We start from the raw sequence: 21,307 nt of genomic DNA on the forward strand, positions 1-21,307 counted from the left end.
CGCGTTTCTGGCGCCTGGACTGTCTGGTCTTCACAGTGCTGGTCTTCACGGTGTCAGATGCATGGCCGGGCGGTTAGGGCCATAGGGCCCTAGGCTGCGCCGCAGCGGCACTTCAATCTCAACTCCACCTAGCGTCGTTGTTCTCGCCGAGCAGTGGTTCGTCAACCACCCCTCCCCAAGCCGTACCCTTATCCCTGGGGCAATTCCCCAAGGCGACGCATTCGAACGGATACGGCATGTCAGATCTCAACGTCCAGGAGCGGCACTCCACGCAGCTGCCGATCACCGAGGCCGCGTGCCTCCCGCCGGATCAAGTACTGGATCACCTGGGCTCCAGCCCGGCAGGACTGACAAACAAAGAAGCCTCCGAACGCCTGGAAGAACTCGGCCCGAACGCCGTCCGGACCCACCGGGCCAACGGATGGGCGGTGTTGGGCCGGCAGTTCGCCAGTCCCATCCTCATCCTGCTGATCATCACGGCCGGGCTGTCCCTCTTCCTGGGCGATGCCACGAATTCGATCGTGATCGGCGTGATCCTCTTGGTCAGCGTGGGCCTGGGCTTCACCAACGAATTCCGCGCCGAACGCGCCTCCGAAGCCTTGCATTCCAGGGTCACCCACCGCGCCGTCGTGCTGCGCGACGGGACCACACAGGATGTGAACGTCACCGCCTTGGTGCCGGGCGACGTCGTACACCTGAGCCTGGGCGCCATCATCCCCGCCGACATCCGCCTCCTGAGCACCAAGAACCTCCTCTGCGACGAAAGCATCCTGACGGGAGAGTCCCTTCCCGCCGGCAAGGATCCGGCCCCGGTGGCGTCCGGATCGGCCCTGGGCGACCTCGCATCCTGCGTCTTCATGGGAACCGTGATCCAGTCGGGCGGCTGCACCGGCGTGGTGGTGGCCACCGGCGGCCGCGCCGAATTCGGCCGGATCGCGCTGGGCCTGGGGGAACGGCAACCCCAAACCGAATTCCAGCTTGGGCTGAAGCGGTTCTCGTTCCTGCTTTTGCAGGTGGCCATCGGGCTCACCACGCTGATCTTTATTGCGAACCTGCTGCTGCAGCGCCCGCTGATCGAGTCGCTGCTGTTCTCCCTGGCAATCGCCGTCGGCATCACGCCGCAGCTGCTGCCCGCCGTCGTGAGCACCAGCCTCGCGACCGGCACCCGCCAGCTGGCCCGGCGGAAAGTCCTGGTCAAGCGACTGGTCTGCATCGAGGACCTGGGCGACATGGACATCCTGGTTACCGACAAGACCGGCACCCTCACCGAGGGGCGGATCAGTTTCACCCGCGCACTGCCCGCCTCCCCGGAAGTGTCCGACGTCGAACTCCTCACCTTGGGTTTGCTGGCCACCGAAACCGATTACGCCGAGGCCAAACTATCCACGGCGGGGCAGAACCCGCTGGACGCTGCGCTGTGGGAAAGCCCGGGGGCGTCCGCCTTCGATCCCGACCGCTTTGAGCGCCTCGACCTGATCGACTTCGACCACCAACGTCGCCGCACCAGCGTCCTCGTGCGGGAAGCCGGCGGCCCGGCACGCCTGGTCACCAAGGGTGCCCCAGAGGACGTGCTCGCCCTCTGCGGCCCGACCTCGCCCAGCGTGCAGGGCATGCTGGACGAACAGTTCGACGCCGGATCGCGCGTCGTGGCGGTGGCCACCCGCCCAGCCACGGGGCTGGGCAAGATCAGCCCTGACGACGAAGAGGACTTGGTCCTGGCTGGCTTCCTTGTTTTCCTCGACCGGCCCAAGGCAAACGCGAAAGCGTCCCTGGACCAGCTGGCCGCGCTGGGCATCGCCGTGAAAATCGCCACCGGGGACAACGCCAAAGTCGCCGAAAAAGTATGCTCCGAGCTCGGAGTGATTTCCGGCGGGACCCTCACCGGCGCGGACGTGGACGCACTGTCCGATGCCGAGTTGGCCGCTACCGCCCGGGAAGCCACGATCTTTGCCCGCGTCTCGCCCGAACAGAAGGCACGCATCATCACGTTGCTCCGCCAAAGCGGCGGGGCGGTGGGCTTCATGGGCGACGGCGTCAACGACGCACTGGCCCTTCACAAAGCGGACATCGGGATCTCCGTGGACAGCGCCACCGACGTCGCCAAGGACGCGGCCGACATAGTGCTTTTGGAAAAGGATCTTGGCGTCCTGGCCGAGGGCGTGATGGAGGGCCGGAGGATCTTCGCGAACACCATCAAGTACGTGCTGATGGGAACGTCCAGCAACTTCGGCAACATGTTCAGCGCCGCCACGGCGTCGGTGGTGCTGAGCTTCCTGCCCATGCTGCCGGGGCAGATCCTGCTCAACAACCTGCTCTACGACAGCGGCCAGCTGGCCATCCCGGGCGACCGCGTGGACAAGGAACAGCTGCTGGCACCGTCGCATTGGAACATCGCTTTCATCCGGCGCTTCATGTTCCTCTTCGGGCCGATCAGCTCAATCTTCGATTTTGCGACCTTCGCGCTCATGCTGTTCGTCTTCGACGCCGTGCCGGGGGAGTTCCGGGCGGGTTGGTTCATCGAGTCCATCGCGACGCAGACCCTCATCATTTTCGCTATCAGGACCCGGCGTGTTCCGTTCATGCGTAGCCGTCCTTCTGTTGGCCTGTTGAGCGCATCCTTGGGCGTGGTGGCGGCGGGGATCTTCCTGCCGCTGTCACCAATGGCGGGCGTACTGGGTTTCGATCCGTTGCCGGTGCCGTTCTTCTTGGCGGTATTGGGAATGATCGTTGTCTACATGGTGCTGGTGGAATTCGCCAAGCAGTGGTTCTTCGCCCGGGCCGCGCAGCAGCTGCCGGGCGTGGCGACCCCCGTCCGCCGTCGGCCGGATACCCACCACATCTCCCGCCGCGCCTCCCGCTTCAGTGCGCCGGTTGTCGGGATTGTGCCAGGGCGTCCATTGCGTCGGCGGCTTAAAGGTCAGTAGCCGCGGGCCGTTGGTACTAGCGGGCGAAGAACGACGGCGGCTGTCTCCTCCGCGATAGCCCGTTCCTCGTCGCTGGGGACGACCAGGACAGGAAACCTTGATCCGTCGGTACTGATGGTGCGGATGCCTGTGTCCCGGGACTGGTTCCTGTCCTCGTCGACGTAGAGGCCGAGAGGCCCGAGCAGCGACATCACTCGCGACCTGAACTGGACGGAATGCTCACCGATACCACCTGTAAAGACCAAGGCCCCGGCCCCGCCGACAACCATGTTGTAGGCGGCGATATATTTGGCCAGCCGGTAAGCGGCCATGTCGGATGCGAGGATGGCCCGGGGATCCCCGCGCAGCGCCGCGTCCTGGATCGCGCGCATGTCGGCTGATCCGGCCAGGCCCAGCAGGCCTGACCGATGGTTGAGGAGCTCATCGATCTCGTCCGGTCCGAGGCCGCGGCGCTGCAGCAGCGTGACAACGGACGGATCAAGATCACCGGAACGAGTGCCCATGACCAACCCCTCCAGAGGGGTCATGCCCATGGACGTGTCGACGCTGCAGCCCTCCCGTACAGCGGTAACCGAGGCGCCATTGCCAAGGTGCGCAACCACTGCGTTCAAGGAGCCCGGCGGGACTCCGAGGAACGCCCCCGTGTCGCGGCAAACGATTTCGACGGAGATCCCGTGGAAGCCGTAGCGCCTGATCCCGTATTTCGTGTCAAGTTCCTCCGGAACGGCGTAACGGGAGGCATGGTCGGGGATCGTGCGGTGGAAGGCCGTGTCGAAAACGGCTACCTGGGGCGTACGCGGCCAGCGGACGGCTGCGGCACGCATGTACGCCACGCTGGCCGCGTTGTGGAGCGGAGCAAACTCGCCGAGTGCCTCAATGGCCCCCATGACATCCGAAGTGACCCGATTCGGCGAACTGAAGCGGTCTCCGCCGTGGACCACCCGGTGCCCGATTGCGTCAGGGCTTGTTCCGCCGGTAGTGTCCCGGATGGCCTCGTCGATCACGTCGAAAACGGTGCCAAGGAAGCCAGGATCCAGCGTGCCCTCTTGCGGGCTGTCGATGGCCTGATCCAGCAGGATCCCGGGACTGGCTTCAGATGGTCCGATCCGCCGCAGCTGGTACTTCAAGGATGAGGAACCTGGATTCAATACAAGGATCAGCACACTGACGTCCTTTCACGAAGACCGCTCGGCACCGGCCATCGGACGCGACACCCCTCAAGGACCATAACCCGGCAATTGCATTCGCGGGGAGGGTCTTACGGCCCTTGCAGGCCATCGAGGCAGCCGACGAAACTGGGGAGAGATTGCTGCTGGTTCCAGGAAGGCACGGCCGCTCGTGAAGAAGAAGATTCTTGTTGGTGTCGATGGGTCCGTGGTCGGCAGTGCTGCCGCGGACTGGGCCGCTGAACGGGCCAGCGATCTTGGTCTTCAGCTCAACCTGGTCCACGCGGTCCCTGAGCCATGGGCGTTTCCGGAGAAGGCCCTCCACAAGGATGCGACCGCACAAGCCAAGGACCTGCTACAAGGCGAGACAGCGCGGGTCACCGCACGGTTTCCCTCCCTGGAGGTGTTGACGACTCTGAGTTCCGGAGAGCCCGCCGAGACCATGCGCAAGCTTTCCGCAGACGCGGAAATGGTGGTCGTGGGAACCGACAGGCGCCCCGGCAACCACGGCGAAGGATTTGGCTCGGTCAGTTTTCAGATCGCAGTCATCAGCCATTGCGCCGTCGCGATTGTGCCAGGTCTTTTAGCGCATGAGTCATCCGGCGTGGTGGTTGGTGTCGATGGCTCCCGGGACTCCGAACTCGCCGTCGAACGTGCGGCTGACGAGGCACAGCGAATGGGACAGGAACTCTTGGTTGTCCACGCCGGAAGCGGCCCAGGAGCCACTGGTCACATGATCCTGTCCGCGTCGGTCGATGGCCTCGCCGAACGTCACCCGGGTTTGGTCATACGCGAGATCCTGGACCGTGAGCGCGCCCCGGCCGCAGCCCTCCTTGGCGCCAGTGCCCAAGCGCGGCTGCTGGTCTTAGGCTGCAAGGGTAGGGGCGGGGCCCGTGTGCTCGTCGGCTCCGTGGCTCAGCACGTGCTGCTCAACGTCCTGTGCCCGACGCTGATTACCCGTCCCGCCTTACCCGGCTAGGCTCCGGATCCGCGTCAATGCGCTAGAATTATGTACATGACAACGCTTCCAGTGGCAGAGGCTCGATCGCACTTTTCGCGCATCGTGGAGCAGGCATCGTCCACCCACGAACGATTCGAAATCACCCGAAACGGTTCTCGTGCCGCCGTCCTGCTGGGCGCAGATGATTACGACGCCATGGTCGAAACGGTGGCGGTATTGTCCGACGCGAAGCTGGTCAAGGATATTGCTAAAGGACTGAGGGAACTGGCTGGCGGAGAGACCTTCACCATCGAAGAGGTCAGGGCGGACATGCGCACGACCAAGCATGAGGCATGAGCCCTCGTTACGACGTCAGATTCTCCAGGTCGGCGAAACGGGCACTAACCCATGACCTGCCAGAGAAGGTCGCAGCTGCGGCATTTGAGTTCATCACCGGCGCCCTGAGTGAGAACCCTCAGCGTGTGGGCAAGCAACTGCAGGCGCCGCTGTTCCCGTTGTATTCGGCCAGACGGGGAGAGTACCGCGTCATCTACCGGATCGTGGAGGGTGTCGTACTGATCGAGATCGTCTCTATCACGCATCGCCGTGACGCATAGCGCTAGGGCGGACCCGCCGCCCTGCGGGAGGATGCTGGTCGACCTTGTCCCAAAGCCCGAAGCGCATTCAGGATCGTCGCGAGATCCACGAGTTCCTGGAGCAGGGCGCCGGCCACAGCCGGGACGAAGCCGTAGGCCGCCATGGCCATCAGCCCGACGCTGAGGAGAATGCCTGTCCAGATGCTGGTGCGGGCGATATGGATGGTGTGCCGGCCGATGTCCACGGCAGTGGCCACCTTGGATAGGTCATCGAGCATGATCACGACGTCGGCCGACTCGCTGGCCGCGGTAGCTCCCTTGGCACCCATGGCTATCCCGATGTCGGCCGCGGCGAGGACAGGCGCATCGTTGACTCCGTCACCGACCATCATGACCGGGCGATCGTTCAACTCAGCGACGGCGGCCACCTTGTCGGCAGGCAGGCAATCGGCCAGGATCCGGGTTATCCCGGCTTCGGCCGCGATATGCGAAGCGGTGGAACGCGTGTCGCCGGTCAGGAGCATGGTCTCCCGCACGCCGAGTCGTCGCAACTGGGCCAAAGTGGCCACCGCGTTTCCCCGCAAAGGGTCGCTCATGATCAGTGTTCCCGCGAAACGCCTGTCCACGCCGACGTAGATACCAAGTTGTCCGCTGGACACGTCTGCCTTTTCGAAGCCGCTTGTGGCTGGGCCAACAAAGGCAGCTTTGCCCACCATCACGGTTTGGTTCCCGCAGACAGCCGTGACACCCTGGGTCGCGTGCTCGTTGGCACTACTAACGGGAAGCAGACGCAGTCCGCGGGATCGTGCGGCATCAATCACGGAGGCTGCCAGCACATGCGAGGAAGACTGTTCTGCGGACGCTGCGAGTTGGAGTATCCGATCGGCGGAAATGCCTTGCGCGGCGGTGCGGGAAACCCGTATCCCGTGCAGGGCGGGGCGGCCGTGCGTGAGTGTCCCGGTCTTGTCGAACACCACCGTCCTGACGCGGGCGAGTTGTTCGAGGGTGCCGGCATTCTTAATGATAATTCCCGAATGGGCTGCCCGGCTGGTGCCGGCAAGGAATGCAACAGGTGCGGCGATCAACAGGGGACACGGTGTCGCAACGACCAGCACCTGCGCGAATCGTTCAGCATCCCGGCTGAGGTACCAAGCGACTCCGGCCAGGAGGAACGCAAACACCGTGAAGGGCACGGCGTATCGGTCCGCGAGCCTGACGGTGGGGGCGCGGCTTGCCGCAGCCTCTTGGACCAGGGCTACGATCCGGCTGTACTGGGAGTCCGCGGCGGTTGCGCTCGCAACCATGCGAACGGCTTCTTCGCCGTTGACCGATCCACTCATGACGGTGTCGCCCTTGTCGTGCTCGACCGGCAGGCTTTCGCCAGTCAGGGAGGATTCGTCGAAAGTCCCGGCGGGGGAGAGCAAGAGACCGTCTACGGGGACGATTTCGGAGGGTTTGACCAATAGTATGTCTCCCGAACGGATCTTCCCCACGGGTACTTCTTCCACAGGGTTGCCCCCGGTCTCGCGGTGTGCGGTCCGGGGAGCCCGCTCAAGGAGGGCTTTCAGCTCGTGCGTAGCCCGGCCGTGGGCAAATTCCTCGAGGGCGTCTCCTCCAGTGAGCATGAGCACGATGATGAGGGAAGCAATGTATTCGCCGACCAGGAGCGTGCTGACAATCGCCGTTACGGCCAGCAAGTCGATGCCCCAGCGTCCTTGAAAGAGATCCCGGAGCATGGACACGGTACGGTACCCGGCCGCGGCCAGGGCATAGATAGTCGCTGTTGCCTGGGCCGCGGCCGGCTGTCCGAGGCTCAGCAGTACCCCAACGCACGCTCCTGCGAGCAGCGTGGCGGCTACAAGCGGAAAACGCCGGATTGTGGCCATCGGAACCGCCGCTCTTGGTTGCCTCTTCAGGGAAGGAGCTTCAGCCGGTGTTGGCCTAATTGTGGGACTCCCGGCTGAGGATGACCTTCAGGGCGTGTGTTTCAGCTGCCCTGGAGAAGGTGTCGTAGGCATCGATGATCTGCGCCAGGGTGAAGTGGTGGGTCGCGAATTTCTCGGCGGGGATCTTGTGCTGGGCCACGAGTCGGAGCAGCATCGGGGTCGTGTTGGTGTTGACCAGGCCCATGCTGATGTTGATGTTGCGGATCCAAAGATCCTGGAGGCGCAGTTCAACGGATTTTCCGTGGACGCCGATGTTGGCCACATTCCCGCCGGGGCGGACGAGCCGCAAGGCCATGTCGAAGGTGTCCGGGATTCCGACTGCCTCGATGGCGACATCCACCCCTGCGCCGTCGGTGTAGGACATGACGTCGCTGATCCAAGCCGGGTTGGAGGGGTTCACGACCCCTGTTGCGCCGAACTCCCGGGCCCGGGTAAGGCGGCCTTCGTCCGGGTCGATGGCGATGATTGTGGCGGCGCCATGGAGGCCTGATGTGGCTATCGCGGCCAGGCCGATGGGGCCGGCACCAACGACGGCGACGACGTCACCTGGCTTGATGCGACCGGCCTGGACTCCGATTTCGAACGCCGTGGGCAGAATGTCGGAGAGCATGACGGCCTGGTCGTCGGTGACCCCGTGGGGCAATTTGTAGAGCGAGTTATCCGCGTAAGGGACGCGCACGTACTCGGCTTGCGTGCCGTCAATGAGATGGCCGAATATCCAGCCGGTTCCGGCTTGGCCCTCCTCCCCTGAGCAGTGCGAGTAAAGCCCCTTCTTGCAGTTGCCGCAGTGCCCGCAGGACTTGATGCAGGAGATGAGGACGCGGTCTCCGGTCCTGAGCCCTGTGACGGAGGAACCCACTTCGGTCACGGTTCCCACGCCCTCATGCCCGAGAACCCGTCCCTCCTGGACGGCCGGAACGTCGCCTTTGAGGATGTGGAGGTCCGTTCCGCAGATCGTGGTGGTATCGATGCGGACGATGGCGTCGGTGGGGTTGATGATGTGGGGGTCCGGAACGTCGGTCCAGGACTTTTGTCCGGGTCCACCATAGACGAGTGCTTTCATAATGCTCCATCCAAGAAGGGCAAGCAGTACCGTCGGCGACTCCGACAGCAAAGTCAGTGGAACAGCTCGGAGCGGGCATCCCACACCGGAGTGTTCCAAATATCGGGCCGGGTGGCCTTGAAACGTCGACCCGTGACAGCATCCAAGGTCAGACGCAGATAGTGGCTCTTGCTGCCCGGCTGCCAAGGATCCAAGTGCAGGGCGTCGGCGGCTGCCTTTTCCTGCGGGTCGACGATGAGGTGCGCCTGGCCGCGGACGACCACGCTCCAGGCCTTCCCGGAGCCAGCATCGAAGCCATCGATTTCCAGCGCGCAAGCGTCACGCGTTGAGCTCCAGAATTTCGTGCCGATACCTGTCCGGAAGATGATGGATCCGTGGTCTACGACGTAGTTCACGGGGAAAATGTCCGGATGGTTCTCGACGATCACGGCCAGCCTGCCAACGGTGGTTTGGCCAAGCAGGTCAAAGCATTCGTCAGGGGTGAGTCTTTCAACCGGGTCCGCTGATTGAGGGTTCATGCCCCTGACGCTACCGGCGGGTGTCCGCCGTCGTTAGGGGCTTTAGACCCGCCGGGAAGCCCCATCATTCGAGGCCGGCGCGGGTGGCGTCGTCCAGGGGACTCCACCACGTCAGGGGAGGGGTGACGGTGAAGCGGCGCCCGCTGACCGACGTTGGGACAATACGGATGAAGTGGTCTTTGCGGCCCGCTTGCCACGGGAAGAGAAGGAGCCCGACTGTGTCGAGGACCTCCTGGGTGAGCTTAATGGCAACAGCCTGCCCTTTCACGACCACACTCCACGCCACCCCGGTGTCCGGGTTGACGCCGTCGGCCTCCAGCGCAACGGGTGTTTCGCCCAGGGCCGAGTGGAGCTTGGTTCCTTCCCCGGTCCGGAAGACGAGGGTTCCGTGGTCGACCTTGTAGTTGATCGGGAAGATGTCGGGGTGGTCTTCCACCCAGACGGCGAGTCGTCCCACCGATACGCCGCGCAACAGTTCCCAGCATTGTTGAGGTTGCAGGACCTCTGGCTCCGGGGTTGATGGTTTGTTCGTCATGTCGCAGAGGCTACGCCGGAGCGTGATGGGGGAACAGGGCACAAAGACCTCCGCCTGGCAGGCGTCTGGAGGAACACAGGACTCGGGGGTAGTCTGGCATCGGATACGCCACCTGCCACAACACGGGTTACTTGGCCTGTGTGGGCGGTACCGCTCGAAAGGCAGTAGATGAACGGCTCCATTCCAGAACCTGTGCAGGTTGATCGCCTTCACGTCACGGGGACCCGAATCGAGGACCTGCTCAGGGACTTTCTGGCCAGGGCCGGAGAACTCCTGGACGCCCAGGAACAAATGCGGGGACTTCTGGAAGCCGTTGTCGCGGTCGCCGAAGACTTGAGCCTTGAAGCCGTTTTGGACCGGGTCGTCAATTCCGCCTGCCGGCTGCTGCACGCCCGCTACGGCGCGCTGGGTGTCATCGGGGAAAACAGGTCGCTGAGCCACTTCGTCACGGTCGGCATTGACGAAGACCTTGCACGCCGCATCGGCCCGCTGCCGACCGGACACGGTGTCCTCGGTCTGCTGATCAGCGAACCCGCTCCGCTTCGCCTTCATGATTTGCGCCAACATCCGAAGTCTTACGGATTCCCCGAAAACCATCCACCGATGAGGTCTTTTCTTGGTGTCCCGGTGCGGGTCCGTGACGTCGTCTTCGGCAATCTGTACCTCACCGAAAAAGAGGGCGGCGGCGATTTCACTCCCGAAGATGAGGACCTCGCCGTCGCGTTGGCCGCAGCTGCCGGGGTGGCCATTGAGAACGCCCGCCTCTATGAGGACGCCCGCCGCCGCGGCTCCTGGCTTGAAGCATGCATGGATGTGACGGGCCGGATGCTGGGTGATGATCGGTCGGCGGAGCCTGACAAGGCCGCCCTGGACCTGATTGCGGAGAGGGCGCTTCAGGAATCGGGATCCCAGCTGGCCCTGATCCTGGTTCCGGACGCGGGCGCGGGTTCGTACCGCATCGCAGGTGCCGCGGGAGCGGACAGCGCAAAATTCACGGGGAGCATCCTGCCGATGGATTCCGCCGCGATCAGGACAGTCGCCGCCACCGGGGCGCCCGCCTGCCTGGACGAGGCCGGTGACGTCCTCGGACCGGCTGACGGCTTGTCCCTGGGAAAGCTTCTGGCGATCGATCTCAGCGCTCAGGGCGCCCACCATGGACTCCTGCTTCTGGTTCGGACCCCTGGAACAGGACCTTTCGCGAAGACGGATGTGGAGATGGGTGCCGTCTTCGGTTCCCATGTTGCCTTGGGCCTGGAGCTGGACCGAATTCACCGGCTCCGTGAACAATTGGTGGTCTTCTCGGACCGGGATCGCATCGCCCGGGACCTGCACGACGTCGTGATCCAGCGCCTTTTCGCTGCGGGGCTCAGCATCCAGAGCCTGCGGCGGTTTACAACAGGCGAACCTGCTCTGGCCCGGATCGATGCGGTCACGGCGGAACTGGATGAGACCATCAGGGACCTTCGAAACACGATCTATTCCCTGCGTGCCAGCTCCGGCGAGCAGGAGCTGCTGAGCAGCCGCATACTGCAGACAGTCCGCAATGCCACCAGGTCCCTGCCGTTTGCCCCGCACCTGACACTCAACGGGGCGGTCGATTCAGTGCCCGACGACGGGACCGTTACCAACGCCTTGGCAGTCACCTCCGAGGGCCTCAGCAACGCGGTCCGCCATGCCGAGGCACAGGCAATCAGCGTTTCAGTGTCCGTGGAAGATGGCCTGCTGACCTTGATCATCGAAGACGACGGCAAGGGCTTCAGGGATCCCGTCCACGGGAATGGCCTGGTGAACATGGAACAACGGGCTTTGGAATTGGGCGGTTCATTCGAGATCACCGGAACGCCCGGGAAAGGGACCACCCTGGTGTGGAAGGCCCCCATCCACTGAACGGTCGATGGACGGTTCAGGTTTCCGCTTCTGGTCCGTGGGCGATATACACGGCAGCCTGCGTGCGCCGTTCGAATCCCAATTTCGCCAACATCGAGGAGACGTAGTTCTTCACGGTCTTTTCGGCGAGCACCATCTGTTCCCCGATCTGCCGATTCGTCAGACCCTGGCCCACCAAATCCAGGACCCGCCGCTCCTGGGGCGTCAATGAGGCGACCCTGGGATCCACGCGCTGAGGTTCCGTGAGGCCCTGGATGATCTTCGCCTTCACGGCCGCATCAAACAATGACTCGCCTCGCGCAGCCCGGCGGAGCGCCCCGAGCAGGTCAGTGCCTCCGATTTCCTTCAAGACGTACCCTGCCGCACCCGCAAGAACGGCTCCACGAAGGGCCTGTTCGTCGTCGTAACTGGTCAGAATCAAGCAATTCAGGGTGGGGTCAACGGAGCGCACCTCCCGGCACACTTCGATGCCGGTGCCGTCGGGCAACCTGGCATCCAGCACCGAGACGTCCGGGCGCAACGCCGGAATGCGCCGGGCGGCCTCCTCGGCCGAACCGGACATGCCCACCACCACAAAGCCTTCGCTTTCCAGCAGTTCCTGCAGTCCCCGGCGGACAAGCTCATGGTCGTCAAGGACATAGACACGGATTGGTTCTTCACCGGAGGAACCGGTGCCGTGTAGCGGTGGTGTGGGGCGTTCCATGATCCTCCTGTCCGGCAGCCTGTGGCCTGGGTCGCACGGGCCCGTCGTGGTTGCCCGGCTATGTCATTGTTCACTGCCATCCAACGGCAAACAAGGGCCAAAGTACCCAGGCTGATGCCATGACTTTCGGCCCTGTTTGACGGCGCCACTTTCTGCCCATTCTTAGAGAAACAGCAGGAACCGGAAAGGAAGGGCCATGGCCAAGGGTACCCGGCAGGAAAAGATCATCGTTGGTGTTGACGGCTCCGATGCCTCCATCGAGGCCCTGCGCCAAGCCCAGCGCCTGGCATCGGCGCTGGGAGCAAAGGTCGAGGCCTGGGCCTGCTGGGACTTCCCGGCGGGACACGAGGCCTACGAAATGATGGGGAAGGACGGATTCAGTCACCAGACATCCGAAATCCTTCATGAAGCCGTGACAAAGGCGTTCGGCCCGGAACCGCCGAAGAACGTCCGGACCAGGCTCGTCCTCGGCGCCGCCCGGCAGTCGCTCATTGACGCCAGCAGATTCGCCTCATTGTTGGTCGTCGGACGGCGCGGACACGGCGGCTTCAGCGGCCTGCTGCTTGGTTCGGTCAGCGCGGCCTGCGTAGCCCACGCGCATTGCCCCGTTCTCGTTGTCCACGAGCCTGACGCAAACGAGCATTCCGAGCCCCGTCCCGGTACTGCCAGGGCGGTCATCCAGAAAGAATCAACCCATTAAGGAGCACGATCTAGATGAAGAAGTGGACCCGATGGCAGGACTGGACGGTTATCGCCGCAGGTGCCTATGCCGCTCTCTCCGTGCTGTGGACAAGTCAAGGCGGATCGTCCACAGCCTTCATGGTCACCCTTGGCGTCTTGCTGGTCGCCGCCGGAGTAGTCAATCTGGCAATGCCCGGGATGCCGGCTGCCGAATGGTCGCAAGCCGGGCTCGCGGTCGTCCTTCTCGTGGCGCCGTGGATCGGAGGCTTCGCGTCCATGACGGGCGCTGCCTGGAGCGCCTGGATTCCAGGTGCAGTCGCCCTGGTGGTCACGGCTTTGGCCATCAAGCCCAGCGCTGAGGAATACCGGCACCACCACGCTATGCCGGCGCCGTAGCCGTGCAACCCCCGGACCGGGCATCCAGCAACCGCCGGATGCCCGGAATCCGTCCAACTTCCAGGAGACCAGCATGAATGGCAAGCAGCTTGACCGCCTACGGTTTTTGGGAGCGACGGACACTGTCACGGGATCCCGCTATCTCCTTGAATCGCGGGACACGCGGATCCTGGTAGATTGCGGTCTCTTCCAAGGCTACAAACGTATCCGGGACCGCAACAGGATCCCGTTTCCCGTTTCGCCGGGTTCGATCGACGCGGTGCTCCTCACGCACGCGCATCTGGACCATACGGGGTACGTTCCCGCTCTTGTCCGGGACGGCTTCACCGGGCCGGTCTACGCGACCCACGGGACAACCGAACTCTGCAAGCTGCTGCTACCGGACAGCGGCCACCTCCAGGAAGAGGAAGCCCGTTACGCCGACCACCGGGGCTCCTCGGTGCATGTTCCGGCTCTTCCTGTCTACACCGCGGCCGATGCGGTCAGGTCCCTGAATGCCTTCGAGCCCCGGGATTTTGATGCCCCGTTTGATCTTGGAGATGGCATCGAGGCCACCTTCCTTCCGGCCGGTCACATCCTTGGTGCAGCCCAGATCCACGTGGGCGTCGCGGGGCATTCCATACACTTCACGGGAGACCTGGGCCGTGCCGACGATCCTCTCATGTTCACGCCCCTGGACCTGGAAGCCGCTGACATTCTTGTCACGGAATCCACGTACGGTAACCGGAGCCACCCGGATCAGGACCCGGCGGCTGAGCTTGGCGCGGTCGTTTCCCGTGTTGCCAAGCGCGGGGGGGTCATCATGATCGCCGCGTTCGCCGTCGGCCGTGCAGAAACCCTGATGCTCCATCTCTCGCGGCTCCGCCGCAAAGGCCTTATCCCGGACATCCCGGTCTATCTCAACAGCCCTATGGCCATCGACGCTTCCTACATGTATCGGCAGCACCCGGACGAACACCGCCTCCTCGTGGACGAGTTCGAAGACATGTACAAGCTGGCCACCATGACGCGCACGGCCGACGATTCCAAGCTTCTCAACCTGAGGGGAGGACCCATGATCATTATTTCCGCCAGCGGCATGATCACCGGAGGAAGGATCCTTCACCACCTCGAGGCTTATGGTCCGGATCCGAAAAACGCCCTGATCCTCACCGGCTACCAAGCCGGAGGAACACGCGGCGCCGACCTGGCCGCAGGAGCGAAGGAGGTCAGAATCTACGGCCAGGATGTCCCGATACGGGCCGAGGTCATACAAATTGAAGGATTCTCCGCACACGCCGACGGCGACGAAATCATCCGTTGGATGCGCACAGCAGCCGAGGCACCACAAATGACTTACATCACCCACGGCGAACCCGACGCCTCCGATGCCCTGCGTCGCCGTATCAAGCGCGAACTGGGCTGGAATGCGAGGGTCCCTGAATACCTCGAAACAGTCCGGCTCGACAACCCGCACTAGGCATCAATAGTTTCCACCCACGCCGGCATAGGAGGCCGATGATGGCTCTCTCCGAACACGAGAAGAAAACACTGGAACACATCGCCCAGGAACTGGAGCGCGATGACCCGAAGTTCGCGTCAAAGATGAGATCGACCCCCGGGCAGGTCCCGGGGAGGCACATGGCTTTCGGGATCTTCGCAACCGTCGTCGGATGCCTTGTGCTGCTGACCGGGATCGCAGCCGGTGCCCCGGCTTTGGGAATCATCGGGTTCACCATCATGGGCGCCGGGGCATACCTGGCAACGGTGCGTGTCGCTTCCCTGCGGATCCGACGGCGCCCGAGCTCTTCCCCATCCATCGGGACCGCGGAGCTCGGGTAGCCGGAGTGGAAGCCATCATTGAAACCGGGGGGTGCCTCAGACAAAGCAGCCAAGACGCGGCCGCTGGAAGCCTTCGACTTGGACCCACGCACGAAGGGCCGTTCCTACTCAAAGGGGAACAGGCGGAAGTCGCTCTGCGACCGCGTCACCATTATCCGTGCCGATCGCGCCACCGTCCCTTGAAGAGCTCTTCCTCCGCCACTATGGGGACCAGAGCGCACGGCGGGACTTCCGGCCCTAACAGTCAACAGCGGCGGCACGGAGACTGAACCTGCACAGGCCGCCAAAGGCCGAAGACATTTCTTGAGGAAGCGCGGACATGCCATGAAAGAACCAATAGTCGTCGGCATCAACGACTCCGGTGCCAATGAAGCCGCAGTGACCTGGGCAATGCACCGGGCCGCGGCTTTGAAGCTGCCCGTGGACCTCGTGCACGCGGTGGATGACCGCTGGATGGCCGAATCCTTTGCCTACAACGAGATGGCCAACAAGGCCGCGACAGAGCTTTTGATCAAGGCCAAAGCCCACGCAGCCGGGGTGGAACCGACGATTGATGTTCGAACCGTATTGATCTCGGGCACCGCAGGGTACGCCCTCCGCAAGAGGTCCAAGAAGGCATCCCTGGTGGTCATCGGCTCCGGGACCCATGTCAGGCCGGGAGGCCGGCTGACCGACCGCGCACTGCAGATCGCTTCCGTAGCGCTCTGCCCCGTGGCCGTCGTCGGGGAAGACCAGTTGAACAACCGCCACGGAGTCATCGTCGGAGTAGACGGTTCCGAGGAATCAACACAAGCGGTATCCTTCGCCGCCGCCGAGGCAGACCGCGAAGGACAGGAACTGACAATACTGCACGCCTACCCGATGCCCGGCGCCTGGTTGCAAAAGGGGTTGGCCGAGGGCAGCTTCGTCGAGCAATTCATGGAAGAAGAACGGATGGTTCTCGCCGAGACAGCTGCCGGCCTGGCGGACAGGTATCCCGACCTTGTCGTCCACAAAGTCCTGGCCACCGATCCACCGGCCCAAGCACTCGTTGAAGCCGCATCGAAGGCGCAGCTGCTGGTCCTCGGCAGCCGCGGCGGAGGCGGAATCAAGCGGCTTCTGCTGGGCTCAACCGCCCACGCAGTCCTTGCCCAGCTGGCCTGCCCCACCATCATCACCCGCATACACAGGGTCAAGAACAGCAAATAGAGGGAGAGGTTTCTTCCCGGGGAGGGTCGGTGCGCTATGACGGGTGGCGCAAAAGAGCCCCGATTCATCCCCGGACACCGTCACTTCGATCGCAGGTCCCTGCTCGCAGACCTGGGTGCCGGCGCCTCGCTGAGTGTGCTGTTGGTCCCTGCCGGGATGGCGTACTCGCTTGCTGCCGGACTGCCCGCGGTGGCCGGCCTTTACGCTTCCATCTCCGCGCTTCTCCTCTATGGTGCGCTGGGCCCGTCCAAGGTCCTTATCCTGGGCCCGGACTCCTCCCTGGCGCCCCTGATTGCCGCCGCCGTACTACCGCTGGCCGCGGGGGATCCACGGCGCGCTGTTTCCCTCGCGGGACTGTTGTCTTTGCTGGTCGGGGCAATACTGATCACCGGATTCGTGCTGCGGATGGGGTTTCTGAGCAACCTTCTCTCGAAGCCCATCCGCACCGGATACCTCGCCGGCATTGCGCTGGTCATCGCCGTGAACCAGCTCCCAGGCCTGCTGGGACTTGAGCACTCAAGCGCGGCAAACGGCGTCTTGTGGCAGCTGACGACCATCCTGGTTCACCTGGGACACGGGGACGCGAACCTCGCCGCGGCACTGATCGGTGCGTTCGTTCTGGCCCTTCTTGTAGTGACATCCCGGTCTTCGCCCTGGCGCATGCTCGGGGTCCTCGGTGCCGTCGCCGGGTCCATGCTGGCAGGGTTCCTGTTTCGCATCGAGGGAAGTGTACCGATGGTCGGTGCCCTACCGGGCGGTTGGCCGGGTCCCGCCCTCGACAGGCTAGGTGCAGAAGACATCGCCGCTCTGGCAGGGCCCGCCGCGGGCATAGCCCTCCTGGCCTTTGCTGACACAACCGTGCTGTCACGAACCCTTGCCCTCCGGCACGGAAACGCCGTTGACGGGGGCCGCGAGATGCTGGCCCTGGGAGCAGCCAATGCCGCTGCCGGGCTGTTCGGAGGGTTTCCGGTCTCGGCCAGTACATCGCGGACCCCGGTAGCGATCCATGCCGGCGCCCGGACCCGCCTGGCGGGAATCTTCTCTGCCTTGCTCTTGCTTGCGTTCATGCAAATCGCCCCGGAAGCAACACGATACTTGCCATCGAGCGTCTTGTCGGCCGTCGTCATGGTAGCGGCCGCGTCGATGATTGACTTCAAGGGCATCTCAGCGCTGTTCAGAAGCAGCCTCACAGAGGCTGCATTGATGACAGCAACATTCGCAGGGGTGGTGTTCCTAGGCGTCCTGATCGGAGTCCTCGTCGCCGTGGGCCTTTCGCTGGCCGTATTCGTCGCGAGGGCGATCGCGCCCTACCGGACCGAGTTGGTGCTGGTGGAAGGCGTCCCGGGATTTTACGATGTAACCCGCCACCCCGAGGGCACGAGAATTCCGGGCCTGACGATTGTGCGTTTCGACGCCCCGCTCTTCTTCGCCAACGGCCAAGTCTTCGTTGATCACGTCCGCTCACTCGTGGACCGGTCTCCGGTCCCGGGCCGGTGTGTCATTGTCGCGGCGGAAGCCATCACCGGAATCGACAGCACCGCCGTCGAACAGCTCGTCCAGCTCGATGAATACCTTCACGCCCAGGGAACCGTACTGGTATTTGCCGAAATCAAAGGGCCCATCAAAGACAAACTGGCGAGATTCGGGCCGGAGACCCGGCTCGGGCAAGCCCGGCACTATCCGACACTGGAGAGTGCCGTCGACGCCTGGCGCCAGGACCCGAACTCAGGCTAGGTGCACGCGGCGGCCAGTCACCACAGCCGCGTGGATCCGGATGAAGTCATTCCTTGGTCCTCCGGCCCAAGGCTCTTCCATGACCTGTCCCCAAAGATAGGTCAACAGTTCCGGTTCCTCCACATGCGAGGAAGGACCGCTGACAAGAACCGACCACCCTTCGCTTCGGTCGGGCCGTGCCTCATCAATCTCGAAGGATGAGCTGAGGCGAGGTACTGCGTCTCCGATAGTCCCGGTAGCGGAGGTCCGGAAATAGATCGCCCTGTCGTGGACGAGGTAGCTGACGGGGAGGATCATCACTCTGTTCTTGTAGTTGAAGCCGAAGCGGCCTGTGTCCTGTGAGCGCAACAACTCCCAGCACCGCTCCTCGCTAAGCTCCTCCGTAACATGCCGGGCACCGTCAATGCGGCCGGGTTCCATGTTGGGAAAGGACACTTGTTTCTCCTCGGGACTCATTCTGCGTGTCATGGTATTGAGCGTCTGGACAGCCAAAGGCGCTGCAGGGCTCGAAGGTCGCCTAGGTCCCAGCGCTCAGATGGCCGGCGCGATCTTCGCTGCCAGGGACTCCCCCCAGAGTCTGGCCCGTTCGATCTCATCCGGACCCAGCTCCGGAGCCGAAGTGACTTTGAAGCTCTCCGGTTCGGAGACGAGTTCGAATCCGGCCTCACGAAGCTGCACGGCGATGCCTTTGGAGGCACGCCCTGTCAGGAGCGCCGGGCCCTGCGCACGGGTGTCGAATGCTGCTGCCTTCTGGCCCGGCACGTCCGGCCGGAGCTGTGCCAGCCAGTCGCGGATCCCCGCATCCGCGTGCGGTTCGATCGACCGCGAGCCCGTGGCCTCGGCGACGGTGGCAGCCGAATGCCTTGTACTCGCCCGGCTCATGCCGTGGACATGGGTTGGACCCCCGACCACGAGCAACCCGCACCCGGCCACGTCGGCGGCGGCCACCTCGGCCACCGAAACCGCCCGCGCCAACACCGATCTACCAAGCCCATGGGCGACAGCCTCGGCCACTTGGCGCGTGTTCCCGTACATCGACTCATAGACCACAAGGGCACGCATCATGCATCTCCCCTCTCCTGCCGTCGTTGTCGTTCAACTCTTTTCCGGTGCATGGACAACAAGGACCGGGCAGTGGGCGTGGGCAACGCAGGCTGAACTCACCGATCCGAGTAGCAGGCCGCCAAATCCTCCGTGGCCCCGCCTACCGAGGACGATCATGTCCGCTTCCCGGCTAGCCTCAATTAGGGACTCCCGGGCGTGACCGCGGACAACGCGTGAGACGACGTTGTCCGGCAATTCCGGACCGAACACCTTTTCCACGGATTCCTTGAGGACTTGTCCGGCGCCTTCCTCGAAGTCTTCGATGCCCATGGCCACGTAGCCGCCATAAACCTGTGGGAACTCCCAGTAAGCAACAGCCTCGATTTGCGCTCCCAATGGCATCGCAAGGTTCTGGGCCTGCCTCAGTGCCTCGATCGAGGCTTCCGATCCGTCAACACCAACAATGATCCTTGCTCTGAATGCTTCCCCGCCCATTACTTTCCTCTCCGCGATAAAGGTGTTGCGTACTCCGCTAGCGTGCCTCGTTGCTTTTCCGGAATGTAGGGCCGAAAGTCACAACTCACCCCGTGGCCGGTTTCGCCATGGTCTGCGGGTCTCGTCCGATGTCGTCGGCGCGAGTTTTGGGGGTACACCAGGTTTAAGTTGCGCTGCGACTTGATCGGTCCAGGCGTCTAGAGCCGCCCAATTCCGCAAGTCCCCGAAACGGCAGCCCGCAAGCCGGAAACAGACCCGGAGCCGGGTGTTTCCGCGGGTCAATGGTCTAAAAACGGTCCAGAAGCTGAAGGGAAGATCTCTTCTAAAATCGCGCTATCGGGATCTTTTGGGCGGGCGACGGCTGGACCTTCTCCGGAATCGGAGTTCGAACCTCAAGGACGCCATCCTTGTATGAAGCGGAGACGTCGTCCCGTTGAACCCCGTCGGGCAGAGGAAGCCTGCGCACAAAGGAGCCGTAACGGAATTCCGATCGATGGCTGCGAGGATGTCACCGCTGGTAAGGGCTGAGGTGGCCGGCCCGATCGGTGGTCAGGAATCTCGTGGGGGCCACCACCGGGATGGTGGGCTGATCACGAACCTGCGTCCGCTCATTTGCGCCGGCGTTACCCGGATGAGGTGGTCTTTGGTGCCGGGCTCCCAGGGCGAGAGTTCCATTGCGGCAAGCGCCTGCAGTTCTTCGTCGACCGAGACAATTTCTGCACGTCCCTTGACTATTACGCTCCACGCAATTGTGCCGTCGGTGTTGAACCATCGGCTTCAAGCGCGATCGTTTGGCCGGCCAAGACCGCATCCAGTTTGGTACCGGGTCCTGTCCGAAAGATTACCGTTCCCTCATCAGGCATGTAGTTGATAGGGAAAATCTCCGGGCTGTCGCCGCTCACGACCGCAACCCTACCGACGGAGGAAGAACGAAGGTGCTTCCAGCACTCATGAACACTGAGCTCTTCGGTGTCCGGCCTCGACTCTGAATTCTAAGGATGCCTCGTCAGGGCCGGCATACTAAGGATGCCTCGTCAGGGCCGGCCGCGGTGTGCCGTGGGTTACCTGGCGGGGGTGGACATAAACCGGTGGCCTTATGCGTTGTGGGGTCGGATGCGCCGGCGCTGGTGATCACGCGGCTGAGGGAGGGTTGTAGAACAACTGGTTCGACGGTGCGGACGTTCCGCCCCCGCCTAAGACCATATGCACCGTGCATTTGGTGGTAACCATGGCGTCGGTGCGCCTGTCCGCCGGAAGGGGGGCGCGGGGGGTTGTGGCACCGCGCCGAAGGTGTGCTAACGCCTGCTACGCCAGTCAACCCGGGTGTCCTGCCGCTCCGATGCCCAGGGGCGTATTTGACGGCGTCCTAGGGGTGGCTGTTGAGGATGTAGTCCGTTGCGGCTGGTCCGGTCATCTGCAGGCCAGGGAATATGCTGGGCTTCCCATTTTTTTCCGGGCGAAGCCCGGCAATCCTGAGTGCGGTGCGGAAGGCGTGGTCGGGGACAGGGACTTTCCGGTTAAGGCAGCACCAGCTGACGTAGAGGCCGTAGAGCGCGTCGGCGTCTAGCCCTGAATCGATCGCCTCATCGTGAATGATGCAGTCTTGGAGAAACTGGCTGATCTGTGGAACGGTCAAGGTGTGCTCCCGAAATTGTCTACAAGACCCCGGG

The 21,307-nt window shown here is 63.4% G+C and carries 23 protein-coding genes and 1 pseudogene; 11 read left to right on the forward strand and 13 right to left on the reverse strand.

Features of this window, described 5'->3' with window-relative positions:
- Positions 1 to 236: 236 nt before the first annotated feature.
- Positions 237 to 2,924: a magnesium-translocating P-type ATPase gene (gene mgtA, locus OOZ51_RS17530; protein WP_265981055.1), complete on the forward strand. Its 2,688-nt coding sequence runs from the start codon at positions 237 to 239 to the stop codon at positions 2,922 to 2,924.
- Here the strand turns inward: mgtA and OOZ51_RS17535 are convergent.
- On the reverse strand, positions 2,918 to 4,087 hold the full coding sequence (locus tag OOZ51_RS17535) for an acetate/propionate family kinase (RefSeq protein WP_265981056.1): 1,170 nt from the start codon (positions 4,085 to 4,087) through the stop codon (positions 2,918 to 2,920). The two genes, mgtA and OOZ51_RS17535, sit on opposite strands and share 7 nt — an antisense overlap.
- A 175-nt stretch (positions 4,088 to 4,262) precedes the next feature.
- On the opposite strand from OOZ51_RS17535, the gene OOZ51_RS17540 reads away from it, so the two are divergent.
- The 3 genes from OOZ51_RS17540 to OOZ51_RS17550 are packed head-to-tail and all read left to right on the forward strand — an operon-like array spanning position 4,263 to position 5,647.
- A complete protein-coding gene (locus OOZ51_RS17540; RefSeq protein ID WP_265981057.1) occupies positions 4,263 to 5,069 on the forward strand; it encodes a universal stress protein in 807 nt (268 codons plus the stop codon).
- A 36-nt stretch (positions 5,070 to 5,105) separates the two neighbouring features.
- Complete coding sequence (locus tag OOZ51_RS17545; protein WP_265981058.1) at positions 5,106 to 5,387, forward strand: type II toxin-antitoxin system Phd/YefM family antitoxin; 282 nt, start codon at positions 5,106 to 5,108, stop codon at positions 5,385 to 5,387.
- Entirely contained in the window at positions 5,384 to 5,647 is a 264-nt protein-coding gene (locus OOZ51_RS17550; RefSeq protein WP_265981059.1) for a type II toxin-antitoxin system RelE family toxin, read from the forward strand. The genes OOZ51_RS17545 and OOZ51_RS17550 overlap by 4 nt, the downstream gene beginning before the upstream one ends.
- A 2-nt stretch (positions 5,648 to 5,649) precedes the next feature.
- Here the strand turns inward: OOZ51_RS17550 and OOZ51_RS17555 are convergent, their stop codons facing one another.
- The 4 genes from OOZ51_RS17555 to OOZ51_RS17570 all read right to left on the reverse strand — a co-directional run bounded on the left by OOZ51_RS17555 (position 5,650) and on the right by OOZ51_RS17570 (position 9,688).
- Positions 5,650 to 7,512 (reverse strand): heavy metal translocating P-type ATPase, encoded by a 1,863-nt coding sequence (locus OOZ51_RS17555; protein WP_265981060.1) that lies wholly within the window; start codon positions 7,510 to 7,512, stop codon positions 5,650 to 5,652.
- A 55-nt stretch (positions 7,513 to 7,567) separates the two neighbouring features.
- Positions 7,568 to 8,635, reverse strand: a complete 1,068-nt coding sequence (locus OOZ51_RS17560; RefSeq protein WP_265981061.1) for a zinc-dependent alcohol dehydrogenase family protein — start codon at positions 8,633 to 8,635, stop codon at positions 7,568 to 7,570.
- A gap of 53 nt (positions 8,636 to 8,688) precedes the next feature.
- Entirely contained in the window at positions 8,689 to 9,153 is a 465-nt protein-coding gene (locus OOZ51_RS17565) for a pyridoxamine 5'-phosphate oxidase family protein (RefSeq protein WP_265981062.1), read from the reverse strand.
- A 64-nt stretch (positions 9,154 to 9,217) separates the two neighbouring features.
- On the reverse strand, positions 9,218 to 9,688 hold the full coding sequence (locus OOZ51_RS17570) for a pyridoxamine 5'-phosphate oxidase family protein (RefSeq protein WP_265981063.1): 471 nt from the start codon (positions 9,686 to 9,688) through the stop codon (positions 9,218 to 9,220).
- A 168-nt stretch (positions 9,689 to 9,856) separates the two neighbouring features.
- On the opposite strand from OOZ51_RS17570, the gene OOZ51_RS17575 reads away from it, so the two are divergent.
- Positions 9,857 to 11,575 carry a GAF domain-containing sensor histidine kinase gene (locus tag OOZ51_RS17575; RefSeq protein ID WP_265981064.1) on the forward strand — a complete coding sequence of 573 codons (1,719 nt, stop codon included), beginning with the start codon at positions 9,857 to 9,859 and terminating at the stop codon, positions 11,573 to 11,575.
- A 16-nt stretch (positions 11,576 to 11,591) separates the two neighbouring features.
- Here the strand turns inward: OOZ51_RS17575 and OOZ51_RS17580 are convergent, their stop codons facing one another.
- Positions 11,592 to 12,278 carry a response regulator gene (locus OOZ51_RS17580; protein ID WP_265981065.1) on the reverse strand — a complete coding sequence of 229 codons (687 nt, stop codon included), beginning with the start codon at positions 12,276 to 12,278 and terminating at the stop codon, positions 11,592 to 11,594.
- Positions 12,279 to 12,474: 196 nt separating this feature from the next.
- Here OOZ51_RS17580 and OOZ51_RS17585 point away from each other — a divergent pair, with 196 nt between their 5' ends.
- The 6 genes from OOZ51_RS17585 (at position 12,475) to OOZ51_RS17610 (ending at position 18,098) form a co-directional block, all read left to right on the forward strand.
- Complete coding sequence (locus tag OOZ51_RS17585) at positions 12,475 to 12,978, forward strand: universal stress protein (RefSeq protein WP_265981066.1); 504 nt, start codon at positions 12,475 to 12,477, stop codon at positions 12,976 to 12,978.
- A gap of 14 nt (positions 12,979 to 12,992) precedes the next feature.
- On the forward strand, positions 12,993 to 13,355 hold the full coding sequence (locus OOZ51_RS17590) for an SPW repeat domain-containing protein (protein WP_265981067.1): 363 nt from the start codon (positions 12,993 to 12,995) through the stop codon (positions 13,353 to 13,355).
- A 73-nt stretch (positions 13,356 to 13,428) separates the two neighbouring features.
- Positions 13,429 to 14,814 carry an MBL fold metallo-hydrolase RNA specificity domain-containing protein gene (locus tag OOZ51_RS17595; protein ID WP_265981068.1) on the forward strand — a complete coding sequence of 462 codons (1,386 nt, stop codon included), beginning with the start codon at positions 13,429 to 13,431 and terminating at the stop codon, positions 14,812 to 14,814.
- 38 nt (positions 14,815 to 14,852) lie between these two features.
- Entirely contained in the window at positions 14,853 to 15,176 is a 324-nt protein-coding gene (locus OOZ51_RS17600; protein ID WP_265981069.1) for a DUF3040 domain-containing protein, read from the forward strand.
- Between the two features lie 324 nt (positions 15,177 to 15,500).
- Positions 15,501 to 16,364 carry a universal stress protein gene (locus tag OOZ51_RS17605; protein WP_265981070.1) on the forward strand — a complete coding sequence of 288 codons (864 nt, stop codon included), beginning with the start codon at positions 15,501 to 15,503 and terminating at the stop codon, positions 16,362 to 16,364.
- Positions 16,365 to 16,400: 36 nt separating this feature from the next.
- Positions 16,401 to 18,098, forward strand: coding sequence for a SulP family inorganic anion transporter (locus OOZ51_RS17610; protein WP_265981071.1), 1,698 nt, complete (start codon positions 16,401 to 16,403; stop codon positions 18,096 to 18,098).
- Here the strand turns inward: OOZ51_RS17610 and OOZ51_RS17615 are convergent.
- From OOZ51_RS17615 to OOZ51_RS17640, 7 genes and pseudogenes are all read right to left on the reverse strand, one after another.
- Complete coding sequence (locus tag OOZ51_RS17615) at positions 18,090 to 18,533, reverse strand: pyridoxamine 5'-phosphate oxidase family protein (protein WP_265981072.1); 444 nt, start codon at positions 18,531 to 18,533, stop codon at positions 18,090 to 18,092. The genes OOZ51_RS17610 and OOZ51_RS17615 overlap by 9 nt on opposite strands.
- Before the next feature lie 96 nt (positions 18,534 to 18,629).
- Positions 18,630 to 19,163 carry a flavodoxin family protein gene (locus OOZ51_RS17620; RefSeq protein WP_265981073.1) on the reverse strand — a complete coding sequence of 178 codons (534 nt, stop codon included), beginning with the start codon at positions 19,161 to 19,163 and terminating at the stop codon, positions 18,630 to 18,632.
- Between the two features lie 30 nt (positions 19,164 to 19,193).
- Positions 19,194 to 19,637, reverse strand: a complete 444-nt coding sequence (locus tag OOZ51_RS17625) for a universal stress protein (RefSeq protein WP_265981074.1) — start codon at positions 19,635 to 19,637, stop codon at positions 19,194 to 19,196.
- A gap of 322 nt (positions 19,638 to 19,959) precedes the next feature.
- Positions 19,960 to 20,121: pseudogene (locus tag OOZ51_RS17630) on the reverse strand (Hsp20/alpha crystallin family protein); the annotation flags it as partial.
- 65 nt (positions 20,122 to 20,186) lie between these two features.
- Complete coding sequence (locus tag OOZ51_RS22415) at positions 20,187 to 20,387, reverse strand: pyridoxamine 5'-phosphate oxidase family protein (protein ID WP_323054785.1); 201 nt, start codon at positions 20,385 to 20,387, stop codon at positions 20,187 to 20,189.
- A complete protein-coding gene (locus tag OOZ51_RS22420; RefSeq protein WP_323054784.1) occupies positions 20,372 to 20,539 on the reverse strand; it encodes a pyridoxamine 5'-phosphate oxidase family protein in 168 nt (55 codons plus the stop codon). Before OOZ51_RS22420 ends, OOZ51_RS22415 begins: the two co-directional genes overlap by 16 nt.
- Before the next feature lie 464 nt (positions 20,540 to 21,003).
- The gene (locus OOZ51_RS17640; RefSeq protein WP_265981075.1) at positions 21,004 to 21,273 is read right to left on the reverse strand and encodes a hypothetical protein; all 270 of its coding nucleotides are present in this window, start codon (positions 21,271 to 21,273) and stop codon (positions 21,004 to 21,006) included.
- Positions 21,274 to 21,307: the final 34 nt, after the last annotated feature.

The organism is Arthrobacter rhizophilus, from assembly GCF_026241105.1.
Classification (GTDB): Bacteria; Actinomycetota; Actinomycetes; order Actinomycetales; family Micrococcaceae; genus Arthrobacter.

Coding starts and splice junctions, on each gene's coding strand:
- OOZ51_RS17595 (WP_265981068.1), top strand. CDS start 13,429: ATGAATGGCAAGCAGCTTGACCGCCTACGGTTTTTGGGAGCGACGGAC.
- OOZ51_RS17550 (WP_265981059.1), top strand. CDS start 5,384: ATGAGCCCTCGTTACGACGTCAGATTCTCCAGGTCGGCGAAACGGGCA.
- OOZ51_RS17610 (WP_265981071.1), top strand. CDS start 16,401: ATGACGGGTGGCGCAAAAGAGCCCCGATTCATCCCCGGACACCGTCAC.
- OOZ51_RS17585 (WP_265981066.1), top strand. CDS start 12,475: ATGGCCAAGGGTACCCGGCAGGAAAAGATCATCGTTGGTGTTGACGGC.
- OOZ51_RS17555 (WP_265981060.1), bottom strand. CDS start 7,512: ATGGCCACAATCCGGCGTTTTCCGCTTGTAGCCGCCACGCTGCTCGCA.
- OOZ51_RS17565 (WP_265981062.1), bottom strand. CDS start 9,153: ATGAACCCTCAATCAGCGGACCCGGTTGAAAGACTCACCCCTGACGAA.
- OOZ51_RS17580 (WP_265981065.1), bottom strand. CDS start 12,278: ATGGAACGCCCCACACCACCGCTACACGGCACCGGTTCCTCCGGTGAA.
- OOZ51_RS17625 (WP_265981074.1), bottom strand. CDS start 19,637: ATGGGCGGGGAAGCATTCAGAGCAAGGATCATTGTTGGTGTTGACGGA.
- OOZ51_RS17600 (WP_265981069.1), top strand. CDS start 14,853: ATGATGGCTCTCTCCGAACACGAGAAGAAAACACTGGAACACATCGCC.
- OOZ51_RS17545 (WP_265981058.1), top strand. CDS start 5,106: ATGACAACGCTTCCAGTGGCAGAGGCTCGATCGCACTTTTCGCGCATC.
- OOZ51_RS17575 (WP_265981064.1), top strand. CDS start 9,857: ATGAACGGCTCCATTCCAGAACCTGTGCAGGTTGATCGCCTTCACGTC.
- OOZ51_RS17620 (WP_265981073.1), bottom strand. CDS start 19,163: ATGATGCGTGCCCTTGTGGTCTATGAGTCGATGTACGGGAACACGCGC.
- OOZ51_RS17590 (WP_265981067.1), top strand. CDS start 12,993: ATGAAGAAGTGGACCCGATGGCAGGACTGGACGGTTATCGCCGCAGGT.
- OOZ51_RS17560 (WP_265981061.1), bottom strand. CDS start 8,635: ATGAAAGCACTCGTCTATGGTGGACCCGGACAAAAGTCCTGGACCGAC.
- mgtA (WP_265981055.1), top strand. CDS start 237: ATGTCAGATCTCAACGTCCAGGAGCGGCACTCCACGCAGCTGCCGATC.
- OOZ51_RS17605 (WP_265981070.1), top strand. CDS start 15,501: ATGAAAGAACCAATAGTCGTCGGCATCAACGACTCCGGTGCCAATGAA.
- OOZ51_RS17570 (WP_265981063.1), bottom strand. CDS start 9,688: ATGACGAACAAACCATCAACCCCGGAGCCAGAGGTCCTGCAACCTCAA.